This window comes from Bradyrhizobium sp. USDA 4473, from assembly GCF_054063335.1.
Window position 1 is genome coordinate 3,701,365 of record NZ_JBSSGE010000001.1, and the last position, 16,902, is coordinate 3,718,266.

General features: G+C 58.5%; 16 protein-coding genes. 12 read left to right on the plus strand and 4 right to left on the minus strand.

The window, feature by feature from the left end; genetic code table 11:
• From ACVW17_RS17125 to ACVW17_RS17170, 10 genes are all read left to right on the plus strand, one after another.
• The gene (locus tag ACVW17_RS17125) at window positions 1–327 is read left to right on the plus strand and encodes a TrbC/VirB2 family protein (RefSeq protein ID WP_456797672.1); all 327 of its coding nucleotides are present in this window, start codon (window positions 1–3) and stop codon (window positions 325–327) included.
• On the plus strand, window positions 327–590 hold the full coding sequence (locus ACVW17_RS17130; RefSeq protein ID WP_456797673.1) for a VirB3 family type IV secretion system protein: 264 nt from the start codon (window positions 327–329) through the stop codon (window positions 588–590). Before ACVW17_RS17125 ends, ACVW17_RS17130 begins: the two co-directional genes overlap by 1 nt.
• A gap of 9 nt (window positions 591–599) precedes the next feature.
• Window positions 600–3,041, plus strand: coding sequence for a conjugal transfer protein TrbE (gene trbE / locus ACVW17_RS17135; protein WP_456797674.1), 2,442 nt, complete (start codon window positions 600–602; stop codon window positions 3,039–3,041).
• Entirely contained in the window at window positions 3,038–3,766 is a 729-nt protein-coding gene (trbJ, locus tag ACVW17_RS17140; protein WP_456797675.1) for a P-type conjugative transfer protein TrbJ, read from the plus strand. The genes trbE and trbJ overlap by 4 nt, the downstream gene beginning before the upstream one ends.
• Complete coding sequence (gene trbK-alt, locus ACVW17_RS17145; protein WP_456797676.1) at window positions 3,766–4,134, plus strand: putative entry exclusion protein TrbK-alt; 369 nt, start codon at window positions 3,766–3,768, stop codon at window positions 4,132–4,134. Before trbJ ends, trbK-alt begins: the two co-directional genes overlap by 1 nt.
• Window positions 4,131–5,357: a P-type conjugative transfer protein TrbL gene (trbL, locus tag ACVW17_RS17150; RefSeq protein ID WP_456797677.1), complete on the plus strand. Its 1,227-nt coding sequence runs from the start codon at window positions 4,131–4,133 to the stop codon at window positions 5,355–5,357. Before trbK-alt ends, trbL begins: the two co-directional genes overlap by 4 nt.
• A gap of 99 nt (window positions 5,358–5,456) precedes the next feature.
• Window positions 5,457–6,140, plus strand: a complete 684-nt coding sequence (gene trbF, locus ACVW17_RS17155; RefSeq protein ID WP_456797678.1) for a conjugal transfer protein TrbF — start codon at window positions 5,457–5,459, stop codon at window positions 6,138–6,140.
• Window positions 6,137–7,171, plus strand: coding sequence for a P-type conjugative transfer protein TrbG (trbG, locus tag ACVW17_RS17160; protein ID WP_456797679.1), 1,035 nt, complete (start codon window positions 6,137–6,139; stop codon window positions 7,169–7,171). The genes trbF and trbG overlap by 4 nt, the downstream gene beginning before the upstream one ends.
• A complete protein-coding gene (locus ACVW17_RS17165) occupies window positions 7,168–8,370 on the plus strand; it encodes a TrbI/VirB10 family protein (protein WP_456797680.1) in 1,203 nt (400 codons plus the stop codon). Before trbG ends, ACVW17_RS17165 begins: the two co-directional genes overlap by 4 nt.
• Before the next feature lie 3 nt (window positions 8,371–8,373).
• A complete protein-coding gene (locus ACVW17_RS17170) occupies window positions 8,374–8,616 on the plus strand; it encodes a DUF2274 domain-containing protein (protein WP_456752976.1) in 243 nt (80 codons plus the stop codon).
• A 169-nt stretch (window positions 8,617–8,785) separates the two neighbouring features.
• Here the strand turns inward: ACVW17_RS17170 and ACVW17_RS17175 are convergent, their stop codons facing one another.
• From ACVW17_RS17175 to ACVW17_RS17185, 3 genes are all read right to left on the minus strand, one after another.
• Entirely contained in the window at window positions 8,786–9,685 is a 900-nt protein-coding gene (locus ACVW17_RS17175; protein ID WP_456797681.1) for a TauD/TfdA dioxygenase family protein, read from the minus strand.
• A 265-nt stretch (window positions 9,686–9,950) separates the two neighbouring features.
• The gene (locus ACVW17_RS17180; protein ID WP_456797682.1) at window positions 9,951–10,631 is read right to left on the minus strand and encodes an HAD family hydrolase; all 681 of its coding nucleotides are present in this window, start codon (window positions 10,629–10,631) and stop codon (window positions 9,951–9,953) included.
• Between the two features lie 685 nt (window positions 10,632–11,316).
• On the minus strand, window positions 11,317–11,946 hold the full coding sequence (locus ACVW17_RS17185) for an FMN-binding negative transcriptional regulator (protein WP_456797683.1): 630 nt from the start codon (window positions 11,944–11,946) through the stop codon (window positions 11,317–11,319).
• Window positions 11,947–12,709: 763 nt separating this feature from the next.
• Here ACVW17_RS17185 and ACVW17_RS17190 point away from each other — a divergent pair.
• Together ACVW17_RS17190 and ACVW17_RS17195 are read left to right on the plus strand one after the other, a co-directional pair.
• Entirely contained in the window at window positions 12,710–12,955 is a 246-nt protein-coding gene (locus tag ACVW17_RS17190) for a hypothetical protein (RefSeq protein WP_456797684.1), read from the plus strand.
• Window positions 12,956–13,634: 679 nt separating this feature from the next.
• On the plus strand, window positions 13,635–14,705 hold the full coding sequence (locus ACVW17_RS17195) for a cytochrome-c peroxidase (RefSeq protein ID WP_456798984.1): 1,071 nt from the start codon (window positions 13,635–13,637) through the stop codon (window positions 14,703–14,705).
• A gap of 338 nt (window positions 14,706–15,043) precedes the next feature.
• Here ACVW17_RS17195 and ACVW17_RS17200 read toward each other — a convergent pair whose 3' ends face one another.
• Window positions 15,044–16,630, minus strand: coding sequence for an acyl-CoA dehydrogenase family protein (locus ACVW17_RS17200; RefSeq protein WP_456797685.1), 1,587 nt, complete (start codon window positions 16,628–16,630; stop codon window positions 15,044–15,046).
• Between the last annotated feature and the right edge of the window lie 272 nt (window positions 16,631–16,902).

Consider the following 16,902-nt stretch of genomic DNA (forward strand, 5'->3'; position numbering starts at 1 on the left):
ATGAGTCAGCAATTTCGCTTTCGTCGAGATGTCGCTTCACTGGCCACGTCCGGGCTGATTCTTTTGACGTCAGCGCCGGCATGGGCGGCTGGCTCGAACATGCCGTGGGAGCAGCCACTCAATCAGATCTTGCAGTCGGTTGAAGGTCCGGTCGCCAAGATCATCGCTGTCATCATTATCGTGGTGACCGGTCTCACGCTCGCATTCGGCGATTCGTCAGGTGGTTTCCGCAGGCTGATCCAGATCGTGTTCGGTTTGTCGATCGCGTTTGCCGCCTCGAGCTTCTTCCTGTCGTTCTTCTCTTTCGGCGGCGGCGTGGTGATCTGATGGATGATCATGTGGCAGGCTTTGTCGTGCCCGTTCACCGCGCGCTCACCGAGCCAATCCTGATGGGCGGCGCGCCGCGATCGGTTGCGATCGTCAATGGCACGCTTGCGGCAGCCCTGGGGCTCGGATTGCGGCTCTGGATCGCGGGTCTTGTCCTCTGGTTCATCGGCCACGTGGCCGCCGTCTGGGCCGCCAAACGCGATCCCGCCTTTGTCGATGTGGTGCGCCGACATCTGCGCGTTCCCAGTCACCTCAACACCTGAGCCTCGGTCATGATGAATCTTGCCGAATATCGTCATTCCAACGCGCGTCTCGCCGACTTCCTGCCCTGGGCGGCCCTCGTCGACGAGGGAATCATCCTGAACAAAGACGGCTCGTTCCAACGGACGGCGAAGTTCCGGGGGCCTGACCTCGAGAGCGCGGTGCCGGCCGAACTTGTCGGCGTCGCCGGTCGCCTGAATAACGCCTTGCGTCGCCTGGGATCAGGCTGGGCCGTATTCGTCGAGGCGCAGCGTCATTTTGCGGGGACCTATCCTCCGAGCACCTTTCCGGATGTCGCGTCTGCGCTGGTTGACGCGGAACGCAGGGCTCAATTCGAGGAGGCGGGCGCGCACTATGAGTCCAGCTACTTCTTGACCTTCCTCTATCTGCCTCCAGAGGAAGGGGCCGCCAGGGCAGAGCAACTGCTTTACGAGGGTCGCGACCGCACCGTCGGAGTCGACGCGCGCGAGGTCCTCCGTGGGTTTATTGACCAGACAAACCGTGTGCTTCAACTCGTCGAAGGGTTCATGCCCGAATGTGCCTGGCTCGATGATCAGGACACGCTGACCTACCTGCACTCGACGGTCTCGACCAAGCGTCACCGCGTTCGGGTGCCCGAAATTCCGATGTACATCGATGCCCTGTTGGCCGACCAAGCGCTGACCGGCGGATTAGAACCGATGTTGGGCTCAGCCAATCTTCGGGTTCTGACGATCGTGGGCTTTCCGGGGGCGACGACCCCGGGAATTCTGGATGACCTGAATCGGCTGGCGTTTTCATATCGGTGGTCGACCCGCGCGATCATGCTCGACAAGACCGATGCCACCAAGCTGCTGACCAAGATCCGCCGGCAGTGGTTTGCCAAGCGAAAGTCCATCGGCGCCATCCTCAAGGAGGTCATGACGAACGAGGCGTCGACGCTGCTCGATACCGACGCCCACAACAAGGCGCTTGATGCCGACGCGGCGTTGCAGGAATTGGGGTCCGATCAGATCGGACAGACCTTTGTCACGGCTACCATCACTGTCTGGGACAGAGATGCCGGTGCCGCCGATGAAAAGCTCCGTCTCGTCGAGAAGGTCATTCAGGGCCGCGATTTCACCTGCATGGTCGAGACCGTGAACGCCGTCGAAGCCTGGCTCGGCAGTCTGCCGGGGCACGTCTACGGTAATGTGCGGCAGCCTCCGGTTTCAACTCTTAACCTAGCCCACATGATTCCGATGTCAGCCGTGTGGGCGGGCGAGGCGAGGGACTTCCACTTCAAAGGCCCGCCTCTGTTGTTCGGCAGGACCGAGGGATCAACGCCGTTCCGCTTCTCCCTCCACGTTGGCGACGTCGGCCACACCCTCGTGGTCGGCCCGACTGGCGCCGGCAAATCCGTGTTGCTGGCTCTGATGGCGCTGCAATTCCGCCGCTATCCGAACTCTCAGGTCTTCGCGTTCGATTTCGGTGGTTCGATCCGGGCGGCCGCGCTCGCCATGGGTGGCGACTGGCACGATCTAGGTGGTGCCTTGTCGGACGGGGACGAAAATCCCGTCGCCCTGCAGCCGCTAGCCTGGATCGACGATCCTTCCGAGCGGGGATGGGCGACGGAATGGATCGGCGCGATCCTGGCACGGGAAAAGGTCGAGATCATCCCGGAGGTCAAGGATCATCTGTGGTCAGCGCTGACATCTCTCGCTTCGGCGCCGAGGGAGGAGCGCACCCTCACGGGCCTTTCAGTCCTGCTCCAATCGAATTCCCTGAAACGCGCTTTGCAACCGTACTGCCTGGGCGGCCCTTCCGGGCGCCTGCTCGATGCCGAATTCGAACGTCTCGGCGAGGCCTCGGTTCAGGCGTTTGAGACCGAAGGCTTGATCGGAACGAGTGCGGCGCCGGCCGTGCTGGCGTACCTCTTCCATCGTATTGGTGATCGTTTCGATGGCCGGCCGACACTCCTGATTGTCGACGAGGGTTGGCTTGCCCTCGATGACGAGCATTTCGCGGGGCAACTCCGTGAATGGCTGAAGACGCTTCGGAAGAAGAACGCGTCCGTCATCTTCGCCACCCAGTCGCTTTCGGACATTGATGGCTCTGCGATTGCGCCGGCGATCATCGAAAGCTGCCCAACGCGCTTGTTGCTGCCGAACGAACGGGCGATCGAACCGCAGATCACTGCCATTTACCGCCGCTTCGGCCTCAATGACCGTCAAGTCGAGCTTCTGAGCCGGGCAACGCCAAAGCGCGATTACTATTGCCAGTCTCGTCGGGGCAATCGGATGTTCGAACTCGGCCTTGGTGAGGTTGCGCTCGCATTTACCGCGGCCTCTTCCAAGACAGACCAGGCCGCCATCACGCAACTCATCGCCGAACATGGACCCGACGACTTCGTGCCTGCCTGGCTCCAGCATCGTCGCGTCGCCTGGGCGACAGATCTGATCCCCAATCTCGTCAATCTGGAGAAATCGCTATGAGACCTCTTGGCCTATTGGCGACCACTGCCGCCTTCGCGCTGTTGCTTGGCGTCACGGTGCCTGCACGGGCGCTGATCGTCTTCGATCCTACCAACTACGTCCAGAATGTCCTGACGGCCGCCCGGGAGCTCCAGCAGATTAATAATCAGATCACCTCGTTGCAGAACGAGGCACAGATGCTGATCAATCAGGCACGGAATCTAGCAAACCTGCCGTATTCGTCGCTGCAGCAATTGCAATCATCGATCCAGCGCACCCAGCAATTGCTGGCCCAGGCCCAGCGCATTGCGTACGACGTGCAGCAGATCGATCATGCCTTCTCGACAAGCTATGCGCCAGCGACCAGCAGCCAGTCGAGCCAGTTGCTGATCTCCAACGCTCAATCGCGATGGCAGAATTCCTTTGGAGCGACGCAAGACGCGCTTCGTGTCCAGGCCGGCATCGTTGGCAACCTCGACAACAATCGCATGCAGACGTCTGCCCTCGTAACCTCGAGCCAGAGTGCCAGTGGCGCCTTGCAGGCAACTCAGGCCGGCAACCAGATCCTCGCGCTTCAAGCGCAACAACTTGCCGATCTCACAGCGGCTGCGGCGGCGCAGGGCAGGGCGCAGAGCCTCGAAGCGGCTCAGCGCGCTTCGGCTCAGGATCAGGGGCGAGAGCAGCTCAGGCGTTTCCTGACGCCAGGACAGGGCTATCAATCCTCCAATGTGCAGATGTTCCACTGATGACCGATGTAAAAGTATTTAAGGCGCTGTCGCTGCTTACGACAATCGGCCTGGTGGCCGTCGCTGCCTGCACGATTCAGCTGCGTGGCGGAGACGATTCTCCGCCGGCACCGAAGGCGGAGCAGACAACAGATGCAATCAGCTCTGACCTCGCACGCTGCCACGGCGTCACTCCGGAGGAGACGGCAGGCTATCGCTACTGCCAGCAGATTTGGGCCGAAAACCGGCGTCAGTTCCTTGGCAAGAAAGACGGCGTTGTAGTTCCCGGCCACGATGACTCGGCCAGTACGACGCCTGCCCCAAAGGATCAAAGCCGAATTCCGCAGGGATATCCGAACCTGGCGACACCTGAGGCGAGCAAGCCATGACTGGTACGGGGATCATCGACCAGTTCCTGGAAACGTTCACGCGTTATATCGACAACGGTTTTGGGCTGCTCAGCGGCGATGTCGGATATCTCGCAACGACCCTTGCTGCGATCGACATCACGCTTGCTGCGTTGTTCTGGAGTTGGGGGCCGGACGAAGACATCATCGCGCGCCTCGTCAAGAAGACGCTCTTCGTGGGGATCTTCGCCTACCTTATCGGCAACTGGAACAGCCTCGCGCGCATCGTCTTCGAGAGCTTTGCCGGTCTTGGACTGAAAGCATCGGGTGCGAGCCTGTCCGCATCAGATTTCCTGAGACCTGGAAAAATCGCTCAAGTCGGACTCGATGCCGGTCGACCGTTGCTCGATTCGATCTCGAACCTCATGGGCTACATCAGCTTCTTCGAGAATTTCGTCCAGATCGTCGTTCTCCTGTTCGCCTGGGTCGTGGTGCTGCTCGCCTTTTTTATTCTGGCAATCCAGCTCTTTGTCACCCTGATCGAGTTCAAGCTCACGACGTTGGCCGGCTTCGTGCTCATTCCCTTCGGACTGTTTGGCAAGACTGCCTTCGCGGCAGAGCGGGTGTTGGGTAACGTCATTTCTTCAGGGATCAAGGTCCTGGTCCTGGCCGTCATCGTCGGCATTGGCTCGACCCTATTCTCGCAGTTCACCACTGGCTTCGGCGGCGCTCAGCCAACGATCGAAGACGCGATGACCCTGGTCCTTGCAGCGCTCTCCTTGCTTGGCCTCGGTATCTTCGGTCCAGGTATCGCGAACGGTCTGGTGTCGGGTGGACCTCAGCTCGGTGCCGGTGCCGCGGTTGGCACAGGCCTTGCTGCCGGTGGCATTGTCGCGGCAGGCGTAGGTGTTGCCGCTGGCGGTGCTGGTCTCGCTGGCGGCGCGATTGCGGGCGCCGCGCGTAGTGGCGGCGCTGCCATGAGCGGAGCATCCGCCGCCTACCGCAGCGGCCTTGGCGGCGTCGCGGAGGCAGGCGCTTCCGCTGCGATTAGCCCGTTGCGTCGTGCAGCGGCTGCGCTCGGTAGAGGTGGGCAAACCAGCGAGCAGGCCGCCAGCACTTCGGCTGGCGCGCAGCCCGATTGGGCGCGGCGCATGAAGCGTGCCGAGACTATTCGGCACGGGGCATCGGCAGTCAGCCACGCGGTTCGCTCAGGTGATCACGGTGGCGGCGGCTCATCCGTCGAGTTGTCTGAAGGAGAGCGCTGACACTTAGCCACTGCGCCTTCGCCAGCCGCTGCGCGGCCGACTGAAACGCGGACACCGAACAACTCGAAAACGATTACTTGATCTCAGGGGCAACTATCGATGTTCAAACGACCTTCCGTACACTACGGGCGCATGCCCGAGCCGATCACGCCTTACCAAAAGGCCGCGCAGGTTTGGGACGAACGCATTGGATCTGCCCGCGTGCAGGCCAAAAATTGGCGCTTGATGGCGTTCGGTTGCCTCATGCTATCAGCCGGTCTCGCTGGTAGTCTTGTCTGGCAATCGAGCCAAGGCTCGATCACACCCTGGGTGGTCGAAGTCGATCATCTCGGCCAAGCCCAAAGGGTTGCGCCGGCTAATATCGACTATCAACCCACTGATGCGCAGATTGCCTACCATCTGGCGCGCTTCATCGAGGACGTCAGAGGCCTACCGGCCGACGGCATCGTTCTGCGCCAAAACTGGCTCCGGGCCTATGATTTTACGACCGATCGCGGCGCCGCCGCGTTGAACGACTATGCGCGCAGCAATGACCCCCTTGCCAAGTTGGGTAAGGCCCAAATCTCCGTGGACGTCTCGAGCGTCATTCGCGCGTCGTCGGAGAGCTTTCGGGTCGCGTGGTCCGAGCGCACTTATGACAACGGCTCCTTGAGCTCGACCGAGCGCTGGACTGCCATTCTCACCATCGTGATCGAAACGCCGCGGGATGCCGAGCGCCTGCGCAAGAATCCTCTTGGCGTCTACGTCCGCGCCATCAACTGGTCAAAGGAGTTGAGTCAGTGACTAAGACGCCGTCTGAGGTTTATTCGAAGCGTCCCGTCCCGCACAGTGGGGACGGTCCGACTTGGCCCGAATTCTTGACCGCGAAGCGACCAGTGTTGTTTGCTCTGCTGCTTGGTTCCTCGGCGCTTGGTGGGTGCGCGACCTACATTCCCCCGGAGATCAGCTATGACGCTGAAGTTCCTTCGGTGCCCGCGCCGCCTGTGCCTCTCGACGACAGGCCGCGACCACTTCACGTTCCACCCCTCTGGAAGCCGGCTCTTGGCGGCAAATTGGGAGGGAGGGAAGACGTTGAACCCGTGAGCCGGGTTGAGACCGCAAACAGCGCAGCCCGGGTCGAACCGCGCAAGCGCGGGTATTTCAACGCGGCGCAGATCTACGCCTACAGTCCCGGAGCGCTCTATCAGATTTACGCCGCACCGGGGCAGATCACGGATATCGCGCTCGAGGAGGGAGAACAGTTGACGGGATCAGGGCCGATCGCGGCCGGAGATACCGTACGCTGGGTCGTGGGCGATACCCTGAGCGGCAGCGGCGATACACGACGCGTCCATATCCTGGTCAAGCCGACCCGAGCTTCGATCGAGACCAATCTGGTGGTCAATACTGACCGGCGCACTTACCTGATCGAGCTCCGCTCCCGCGAGCGGCCATACATGCCATCCGTTGCCTGGTACTATCCTGATGCGGTACGCGAACGGTCGCATTCAGCTGCTCTGAAGCCCGTTCTTCCGGATCCGGCGCAGCGCATCTCCCGCTATGTCATTGAAGGGGACAGTCCTCCCTGGCGGCCGCTCGCCGCATATGACGATGGCCGCAAGGTCTACGTCGAATTCCCGCGAGGCATCGTGCAGGGCGAGATGCCTCCGCTCTTCGTCATCGGTCCAGACGGCAAGACCGAACTCGTCAACTATCGCGCTTACGGCAACGTATTGATCGTCGATCGGCTGTTTGCTGCCGCCGAACTGCGGCTTGGCGGCGAGCATCAGCAGAAGGTCAGGATTGTGAGGACCGACGGGAGGCCCTCGTCATGAACACTCGGAATGCTAACGATCAGGGGCAAGCAGTTCCGGCGGAGACACAAGGGGAGCAGTCCGAAAGCTTCCGCTTGAGAGCTGAGCACCCGCGTGTGACGCGGTTGTCGCGGAAGGTCTTGGCCGGAGGGGGCGCAGTTGCCATGCTTGTCATCGGCGGAGCGGTGCTGTGGTCGCTACAGAGCAATCGATCCCGCAATCAAGCGGCCGATGAGCTTTACAGTACCGACCACCACAATGTTGCCGACGGCATTACGACGCTGCCGAAGGACTATGCTGGTGTTCCGCGCGAGCCAATCCCGCAGCTTGGTCCGCCACTCCCCGGGGACCTCGGTCGACCGATCCTTGCCGCCCAAGGCCAGATCGGCGCTGATCCGGACCAGCAGCGCCGAGATCAAGAGTCCGAGGCAGCCCGCATCAGTCATCTATTCGCTTCGACCAATGGAGGAGGAGTGCGTCCGTCCGCCGATGCGGCTGTTGGAGGCGAGCGCGTCGTACCACCGAGCGCAACTAGCACTGGCGACGATGGATATGCGCAGAACGGTCAGGACCGCAAGCTTGCCTTCGTGAACGCCCCTGCGGACCGTCGTACGGTCAGCCCTGACCGCATCACTAGGCCAGCTTCACCGTATATCGTGCAGGCTGGGACGGTCATTCCGGGAGCCCTTATCACCGGGATTCGATCAGACCTTCCAGGCCAAGTAACGGCGCAGGTCACCGAAAACTTATACGACACGCCCACCGGTCGGTTCTTGTTAGTGCCTCAAGGTGCGCGTCTGATCGGAATCTACGACAGCCAGGTCACTTTCGGCCAGTCACGTGTCCTGCTCGTCTGGACCCGACTGATCATGCCAAATGGACGTTCTATCGTTCTCGAGCGGCAGCCTGGCGCTGACGCAGCTGGATATGCGGGCCTTGAAGACCAGGTCGACAATCACTGGGGTGAGCTCTTCAAGGCTGCGGCACTGTCGACGTTTCTAGCAGTCGGGACCGAGCTAGGTGCCGGCTCGGACGCCAACAGCAACGACAGCGCGATCATCCAGGCATTGCGGCACGGCGCCTCGGACTCACTGAACCAGACTGGACAGCAGGTAGTTCGGCGCAGTCTCAATATCCAGCCGACGCTGACCGTGCGACCTGGTTTCCCGATTCGCGTCGTCGTCAATCGCGACCTCATACTTGCACCGTACGGAGGGTAGGGGATGCCCAAGCTTAGAATAGGAGCACTGCCAGACGACAAGCCGGTCAAGGTCACCACTGAATTGCCAGCCTTAGTGCATAGGGATCTCGTCGCCTATGCAGAAGCCCTGGCACGCGAAAATGGGCAGCGTATCGATCCGGCGAAGCTGATCGCGCCCATGCTGGCGCGCTTTATGGCCACGGATCGGGGGTTTTCTAAACTGAAGCGTGAGGTCCACGTACCAGCTGCTGGTGAAGGCAAGTGATGCTCAGTTTCTCGAAGCTTTCGCTGAACGCTAAATAGCAGCGATGTCAACTTAGGGCTGCCGATTTGCCCTAACAGTCGAGATATCGTGTAGCGTTCCCACGTCCGTCCCAAACAACTCCGCTAGCCAGGCTCTGTCCACTTTCAGATGCGAGGGCGCTGATCGTAGATCACTTCATGCGCGTTACGCTTCTCCGGCCATCCACGCTGACGGGCACGTCACCATCGATCGTGGCCCGACGTACGACGCGATGCTGGTCCTCGTAATCGTTGACCGCGTAATGTTGTGTTGCGCGGTTATCCCATATCGCGATATCGCCTTCTGACCAGTTCCACCGCACTGTGTTTTCGGGCGCGGTGATATGAGACTGGAACAGCTCGAACAGCTTTTGTCCGTCGTATTTTGGTACCCCGATAAAGTGCTTCACCAAGACGCCGAGCACTAGCGTCCGCTCGCCTGTTTCGGGATGGACACGCACGACGGGATGCTCAGTCTCAAAGGTCCTGCTGGTGAACACATCGTCAAAGTGTTTCTTGTCGACGTCGCGGACGCGCGCGATCCCAGCGTAATCGAAAACGTTGCTGTGAACAGCCCATAGCTCATCGGCAAGCCGTTGTAGCGGCGGCGGCAGGTCAAGGTATGCGGCAGCTGTGTTCGACCACACGGTATCGCCTCCGAACGTCGGCATTACCACGGCTCGCAAGACTAAAATCTTGGGATAGGCTTCGGCGAAAGTCCCATCGGCATGCCAGACATCGGCACGACCGCCGCCGCGAGTAGAGTCTAGTTCGAGAAGCGCCGTCGTTCCCTTGGTGGAACCGAGCATCGGATGCGGCACTAGCTTTCCGAGACGAGCGGCAAAGCGCTCCTGCTCGGTGTCGTCGAGATGTCCTTGATTGCGAAAGAAGATTACCTTGTGCTCGAGCAACAAGCTGTTAATCGCGGCGATCGTGTGGTTCGGTAGATCGCCCGACAGCTTGATATTTTTGACTTCGGCACCGATGCGCGCTGCACGTTTCACAACATCGCTGCCAGGAATGACGTCAGTGATCAAAGCCGCTGTGCTCATGCCGTTTTTCCAAGGCCTTTCAGTTTCCTGCCCCTTCTTAACGAGTGATCTGCAGCAAGCATCATGCCAGGCGAAAGACCGAACATGCGGCGCAAGATGGTACTGAGCGGATCGCGATATCTGACACGAGCTATCGGACTTGATCCGCGGTTTGACCGAGTAAAAGAACTCGGTTTTCGATCTCCTCTTCGAATATCATCGGATCGTGAAGACGAAGCGGATAGCAGCAGCGGGCGAACGGCGGATTTTCAGTTCTTATGGTCACTTAACTGCTCTGAATAAAACAATGCTTTTGCAAAACCGGCAATAATTCATGATGGTCTTGAATCATGTAGTCGGGGTCTGCCGCGCACAGGCGCGCTTCGGAAACAAATCCGCCCGTGATTGATATGTTAATGAGACCCAGATTGCGGGCAATCTCAGTCTCAACTGGCATGTCACCTACGATCACGGTTCTTTCTGGCGATAGATCATTGGCCTGCATATACAAACGCAGCCGTTCTTGCTTGCTCATGCTCCTAAACTGGGTAGCGCGGCTCTCAAATGCCAAGATATCGCTAATTTGAGTCTTGATTCCGAGTCTTCGCACCTGTGTGCGGATCGGTTCAACAATGTGATTGCTAACGATGACGGTTTGAACTGATCTCTGATCAAGAGCGAGCAAAACGTTTCGTGCGCCTTTACGTAAGGCAGCGTTGCGCGCCAAAAATTCGTAGGCATCGTGGAAAATGGCGCTGTCGTTACCATTCACGACTTCGATTTCATCTTCCGACATGTCTAGGTTGCGGAAAAGAACCGAAAGAGGGAGTTCGAACTCCTCTCGAAGCCTGTGCATATCGACGGTTGCGCGACCGAAGCGGCTCAAAATTGCATTAACAGTTTGCAGCACGGCATTGGCATCATCGAGCAGCGTGCCATTCCAGTCGAATACAACGGCGGATTTCATGCGTGAACCTAGGCAAGTAGTCGTGGGATATTCTAGAGTTCGAGACTGGCTGTTTTGTTGGTCCGGTGCGGTCCTGGTGGGTTAGGCCCATACAGAGTTGTCGGGGGAAGCAACGCCCGCCAGTGAGCTCAACGGGCGCACCGTGATTCTGAGGCGAGATGGAGGCGGAGAGCGTGAGCATTGCTGCTTTGACGGCTCTATTTCTGGATCGATTTGCTTGAAGCAATGGTCATGCCAGCCGGCCATCAAGGCCGAATGGGCTTTCGACGGTCTAAACGCGTGGTAGGCGCGCTGTACTGGACCTTACACGAGATTGTACCTCTGTCAGAATAAGGACAAGAGTCCAAAAGGTGCGGTAAGTGCGAGCCCACTGACCCGTTCGTGAAGTTCGGCGCGATTGATACTGGGGTAGTCCCATCTGTCCGGCCAGTGAGGCGAATGGGCTTCCACCTGAGTGGCTAAATCGAAAGTCGGGGGCTTCAACGACTTTCCATTGAGAGGACTGGAGCCAATGCTGAAGTTTCGTCCATCCATACTGGCGCCAGCAACCACTGATGCGACGACGAAAAAAATGTCTTGAGCGGCGCAACGGCTAGACTGATGCCGCTGTTCCCGAGAGAACTGCACATGTAAGATCGCTATGTGTCGACCGCCGCTGTTGGTAACGGCCATGCTTATTGTCGTCTCAGGCCTGAACTAGGATAAGAGGTGCAACTTCCTGGTCTCGCGCCAGTTTGCTCGCCGCTAGGCCGGTTGCGACACCAATGCGGTCAGGCATCGGGCGATTTTGGCTCATCTTGCGCGCGCTTTCGACCCTGGTGATCGGGATGCGCACGCCGACGATTTCACGCAACTGCGCGGCAATGAAATCCACGGGAGCATCGCTGACGGCCCAAGGCGTCGCGCGTGACGTTTCATGGATATTCGTCAGGCGCGTCACGATCTCAAGCAGGCGATCGGGATCCTCGAAGAACTCAATCGGCCCATGGGCATGGACCGCGATGTAATTCCATGTCGGCACCACATGCTCAGCTTGTCGTTTACTGGGATACCAGGATGGCGTCACGTAAGCGTCCGGGCCAGTAAAGATCGCCATCGCATCTCCGATCGTGGCGGTGCGCCATTGCGGATTGCGCTTCGCAAGGTGCCCGTACAGCGTGCCGTGCTCGCCTTCGCTCTCATCGAGGAAGAGCGGAAGTGGCGTCGCAAGGGGCCCACCCGACGTGGCCGTGATCAGGTTGGCCAATCGGGCGCAGCGGATTGTCGCTCGAATGTTCTCGAGGTCGTCATCTCGAAAAGGGCATGGTATGTACATGGAAGGCTCTCGGTTAGACGTCGTCGAGATAAACACAGGCCAATATGCGAGAAAACTGCCAGTTTCAGTCGCCCCCCTTGGAAGTTCGCCGTTGGATCCCCGCCTTGCTCGTTGCTTGGCCGCCTCATGATCGCCCGCTGACGTAACCGAGCAAGTCAAAATTATGACGCGCCATCTATGGGGCGCTCTCTTTCATTCGCCGCTCCGAACGCCTGAGCTTCCTCGGACAAGCGGCCGCAGGGCTGCTTACCGATTGGTGCGTTCCACGTTCAACTTTAAACCTGCCAATAGCCGGCTTACCGAGAGCAGGGCGGACAGCGCCGCTGATAACTTTCCATCTGGCTCAGCCGACGGCTCCCTCAATGCCAACTCGATATCTCTCGTGGCGCTTCGAAGTTTATGAATGTCGGAGGTTCGGATCAGCTTGATCTAATCGAGCTGAATGCGGGAGGAACAACCCGTTATGAACGATGGCAAGTACTCTATTCTATTTAAGGCACAGTGTGTCCGAGGCGAAGGGGAGTCATAAGCGAGTTATTTTTCAGCGCAGGAATTGTTCTGCTCGGCCTTTGCCTATCGCGATTGCGGCAATTCTTTTGTTTTCTGATCACGTTCATTCATCGGCAATCCGCTGCTCGATTGTCACTTCCTAAATCTCGCCTTCGCCAAACCTTGGTATACGCCGACGCCGCTAAGACGGCCTTGCTCCGTTCCGTTACTGGGGTTAACGCTGGTCCATTGGTTTGGTGCTTAAGGGTATACAGTGAGCAAAGCTCGCGAATTTATCGACTTCTGGATCGAGAATAGCGTTCACGCCGTCGAGCAGTATCGGACTCCCGGCGCGTCGCAGGATGTGGCCGAACTCACGCAGCGACTTGTCGAGGCTGCCAAAGAACAGGATATTTCCGAAGCCGACTTGCAGGCTGAGATGAGCGATATCTCTGAGTACATTGGAGAGCGGCTCAGGGCTGCAAATAGGGCTGAGCGCGAACGGCGCGTGCCCACCTAGTAGGGACACTTACCTACTAGCTGATAAACCGGCTTAATGCGATGTTCCTCAACATTCGTTGCTGCTCAGCCATCAAGCTGCCCCACCCGATCGCGCGAACACCGTGACAGCCGCCGCTCGGCTATTCGCCTTCAAGGCCGGTTCCTTGAGGGACATCATGGGATTGAGCTTCTCAATGGCGGCGTTGCGCTCGCTCAGTTGCCCCGTAGTTAGCTGTCAATCGCTTAACCGAACGGCGTTAACTCGAGAGTTGCCGTGCAAGACCCTCATCGTGAATTGTTCCGGGGCTTGTCAGCTTCTCGACAGCTAAGGCTCACAGCATGGGAAGGTCTCTAACGGGCGACAGGTGCCGCTTGATTTGCCCAGATCTGGCAGAGGAGAATCGGATGGATTGCTTTGACGATATCAACAGCTTCGACGACCCAGATCTCACGCAGACGTCTTTGCACCGGCAGCAAATGCTGGGATGGGCCTGTGAGACTGCGTGTTCGGCGATCCTGGATCATAACCGCTGTAGTTGACCGCCTCTCCATTGTTCGTCGGTGGCACCCGAGGCGGCCCGCGGCTTCGAGGGCTGCCGTTGCGGCGTTTTCCTTCTGGTGACTGTGTCTTTCCAGCAGGGTGGTCGCGTGCAGCTTTTCGGCGGTTTCCGGCATCTATGAATTTGGTAATGCACGCAATGAAAAAGTCAGCGATACGAAAGCTTTCCCTGGTCTACAAAGTGTGCGTTCTGAGCATTGGGGTGCTGGTCTCCTCAGTAGCTGGCGCAACTGACGATTTGATGAGCGCTGCCAGGGAGGCTTTTAAACCGATTCCTTCGGTCGTCCCTGCGCTAAAGGACAACACAGTCACCCGCGAAAAGGTCGAACTTGGCAAGACACTGTTCTTCGATCCGAGGCTATCGGCAAGCGGGGTCATTAGCTGCAATACGTGCCATAACCTTGGCGCGGGCGGCGTCGATGCCGGTCCAACGTCGGTGGGGCATGGCTGGCAGCGGGGTCCACGTCGGGCACCTACCGTCTATAACGCAGTATTCAATGTGGCGCAGTTCTGGGATGGGCGCGCGGCAGATCTCAAGGCGCAAGCCACCGGCCCCATCCAGGCGAGTGTCGAAATGAATGCCACGCCAGACAGGGTGCTCAACACGTTGAATTCGATGACCGACTATGTCGTCATGTTCCAGAAAGCGTTCCCGAACGAGGCGAGGCCCGTCACCTTTGACAATTCCGCCAAGGCGATCGAGGCGTTCGAAGCGACTCTGATTACGCCCGCAGCCCCGTTTGATCAGTACCTCAAGGGCGATGCGCATGCTCTCGATGATCAGCAGAAGGCGGGACTAAAGCTGTTCATGGAAAAAGGATGCTCGTCTTGCCACAATGGAATCAACGTCGGTGGACAAGATTACTTCCCGTTCGGCGTGGTTGAAAAGCCGGACGGAACGCTGCTTCCCTCCGCCGACAAGGGCCGTTTTGCGGTTACCAAGGTGGCCAGCGACGAATACGTTTTCCGCGCCGCGCCGTTGCGCAACGTCGCGTTGCGGGCCCCGTACTTCCATTCGGGCCACGCCTGGAGCCTTAAGCTAGCGGTTGGCGTAATGAGTGAGACCCAGCTTGGCGCGAAGCTCAGCGATAAAGAGGAAAACGACATTGTCGCGTTTTTAAATTCGCTAACTGGGCAGCTGCCCAAGATCGAATATCCGAGACTGCCCACGCGGAGCGATGCGACGCCACGGCCCTCTCTAGACAAATAGGACCACCGATAAGCCGGATGCCGTGCGTCCTTGGTTCATTGACATTCAGGATGTGCGCGTCGCTAACTGTGTTAATTGTTGTTGTCCACGCGACTACACGCCCCAGTTCGTCTCGCCTCAGCAACGCAAATCAGTGAAGCATTTGAATTTCTCATCCATCGCGTTCGTCCCAAGCCTGGACTGGAGTTCTGACTTGCAACAAGATGGCTTGGCGTCGAAGAGATGCTGTGCTGAGGAAAATCGCTAAATCCTGCTACGCCGGCGTTACCGAAAGCTCGTTACTGTCGAGTTCCGGATCGTCTCGCACCAGCACTTCGAACCGTTCGCGTGGGGTGGTCTCAAACATACTGTACCAATCGGAGGTAATCGTCTGTAAGGACTGGTGAACGGATGGAAGACGCTGCGTCGTGAAGGAAAGTATTCAAAGTCCTACTAGCGCGAATGCGGCCTTCGAAAGATAGCCTTGCCGGTTTGCGAGTACGGAGGGTGTTCAGTTCGGAACTGACGAGGTCAGCCGCGAGACAATCTGAGGCCGAAAACGAACCAGTAGACATGACAGCTTGTGCCAGTCCTAATGTGGTGAGCCAACCCGCATAGATTAGTACGGCGCCATCTGTCTCATTGAGTCCAGAGAGTTCCTCAATTGCAGCAGCGTGGAATGGTGCCGCATCAAGAGACAGAAAAAGATCAGCTATTTCGTCACGTGTGGCTCGAGAGAGAAGGCAGCGGCCGAGATGTGATAGGAGCGTCTCAGTCGGCCCCTCGAAGATGCGGAGAATGCGAGCGTCTCGATAGATTTTAGCTACAGGAGTTCCCTCATCGTAACCGCGGCCACCTAACAATTGGACGCATTGATCGGCAACGAGGCCGCACCACTCCGAGGACAAAACCTTCGTTGCTGACGCAAGGTGGACGTTCGGTGCGCCCTGCGCTGAGACAAGTCGGCAGGATGCGCCCAGCATTGCCTTCACGACTTCCCGTCGGAGCACCATCTGTCCAAATGACTGCTCGATATAGCTGTTCTCGATCATGCGCAGCTTGCCTAGTCGACGACGTCTTGCGTATGAGGCCGCGACCTGAATAGCGCGCTCAAGGGCTCCAAGACCCATAGCAGCCACACCGATGCGCCCGCGGTTCATACTAGATGCTGCTGCTCCCCAGCCGTCTTGATCGCGAGAAAGCACGTAAGCGCTCGACAGCTCGACATTGTGGAACTCTAGGGTGTTTTGAATAATGCCGCGCAGACCGAGGGTGCGATGCTCGTGCGTGACCTTTAGGCCCGGAGCCTGCCTATCAACTAGAATGCCAACGACCCGTCCTTTCGCATTGGGACCAGCGGCTCGCGCGAAACAAACGATCCAACGAGCCCAGTCAGCGAGGCCGATCCAGATTTTGCGGCCAGAGATGCGGACTCTATCTTCATGCATGAAGGCCGACGCTTCTATATGTCGCGGGGCAGAGCCAGCTCCAGGCTCTGTTAAAGCGAAAGCGCAAAGGTCGCCGCGTGTTGCGCCCCACATGACCTGCCTTTGTTCAGGGATGTGCGGTGCCGCTTCGATGCAGGGCAGGGCCAGAAAGTTATGGATCACGAGGGTAGAGGCAGCTGAGACATCGAAGGATGCAGTCGCGGAGATGAGGTCGATGGCCTCTTGCAGAGGAAGAGCTAACCCACCGTGCTCTGTTGGTGTAGTGAGCCCGAATAGCCCATGCCTTGCCAATATGCTGTGTAGGGTCGGAGGGAATGCCCGACGGTCATCCGCGTCTGCGAAATTCAACTGACTCAGGTCATCGATCAAGCGGGAATATAAGGTGGTAGCTGCACCAAAGTCAGATGTGCGCTCCTGCGCCTCCTCGCATAAGGGGTGAGCTTGAGTGTGCATATCCATAACGGCAGATTGATTGCGCGCGTGCGTTGTGACAATCATCTTCGTGGCTGGCTCGAATAGACATTGGTATAGTTAGATGCGGGCGAAGCGTATGCAGATTACCCAGATTGGGAGTCATCGTCAGGACTGCGCGGCGGGCACAAGATGCATCTTGCAGACTAACCCATCGAAGGCGTGTTCGCGGCCTTGCGATATGCTGCAGGGAGTCGTTATCGCCGACCGCCGCTGAGTTGATGATGTTCAAGTTCGTGATCGCCGCATCAAGGATGGCGCCGGCTCAAAGCACAGGTCATTGCCGAAGCTCATTGCAG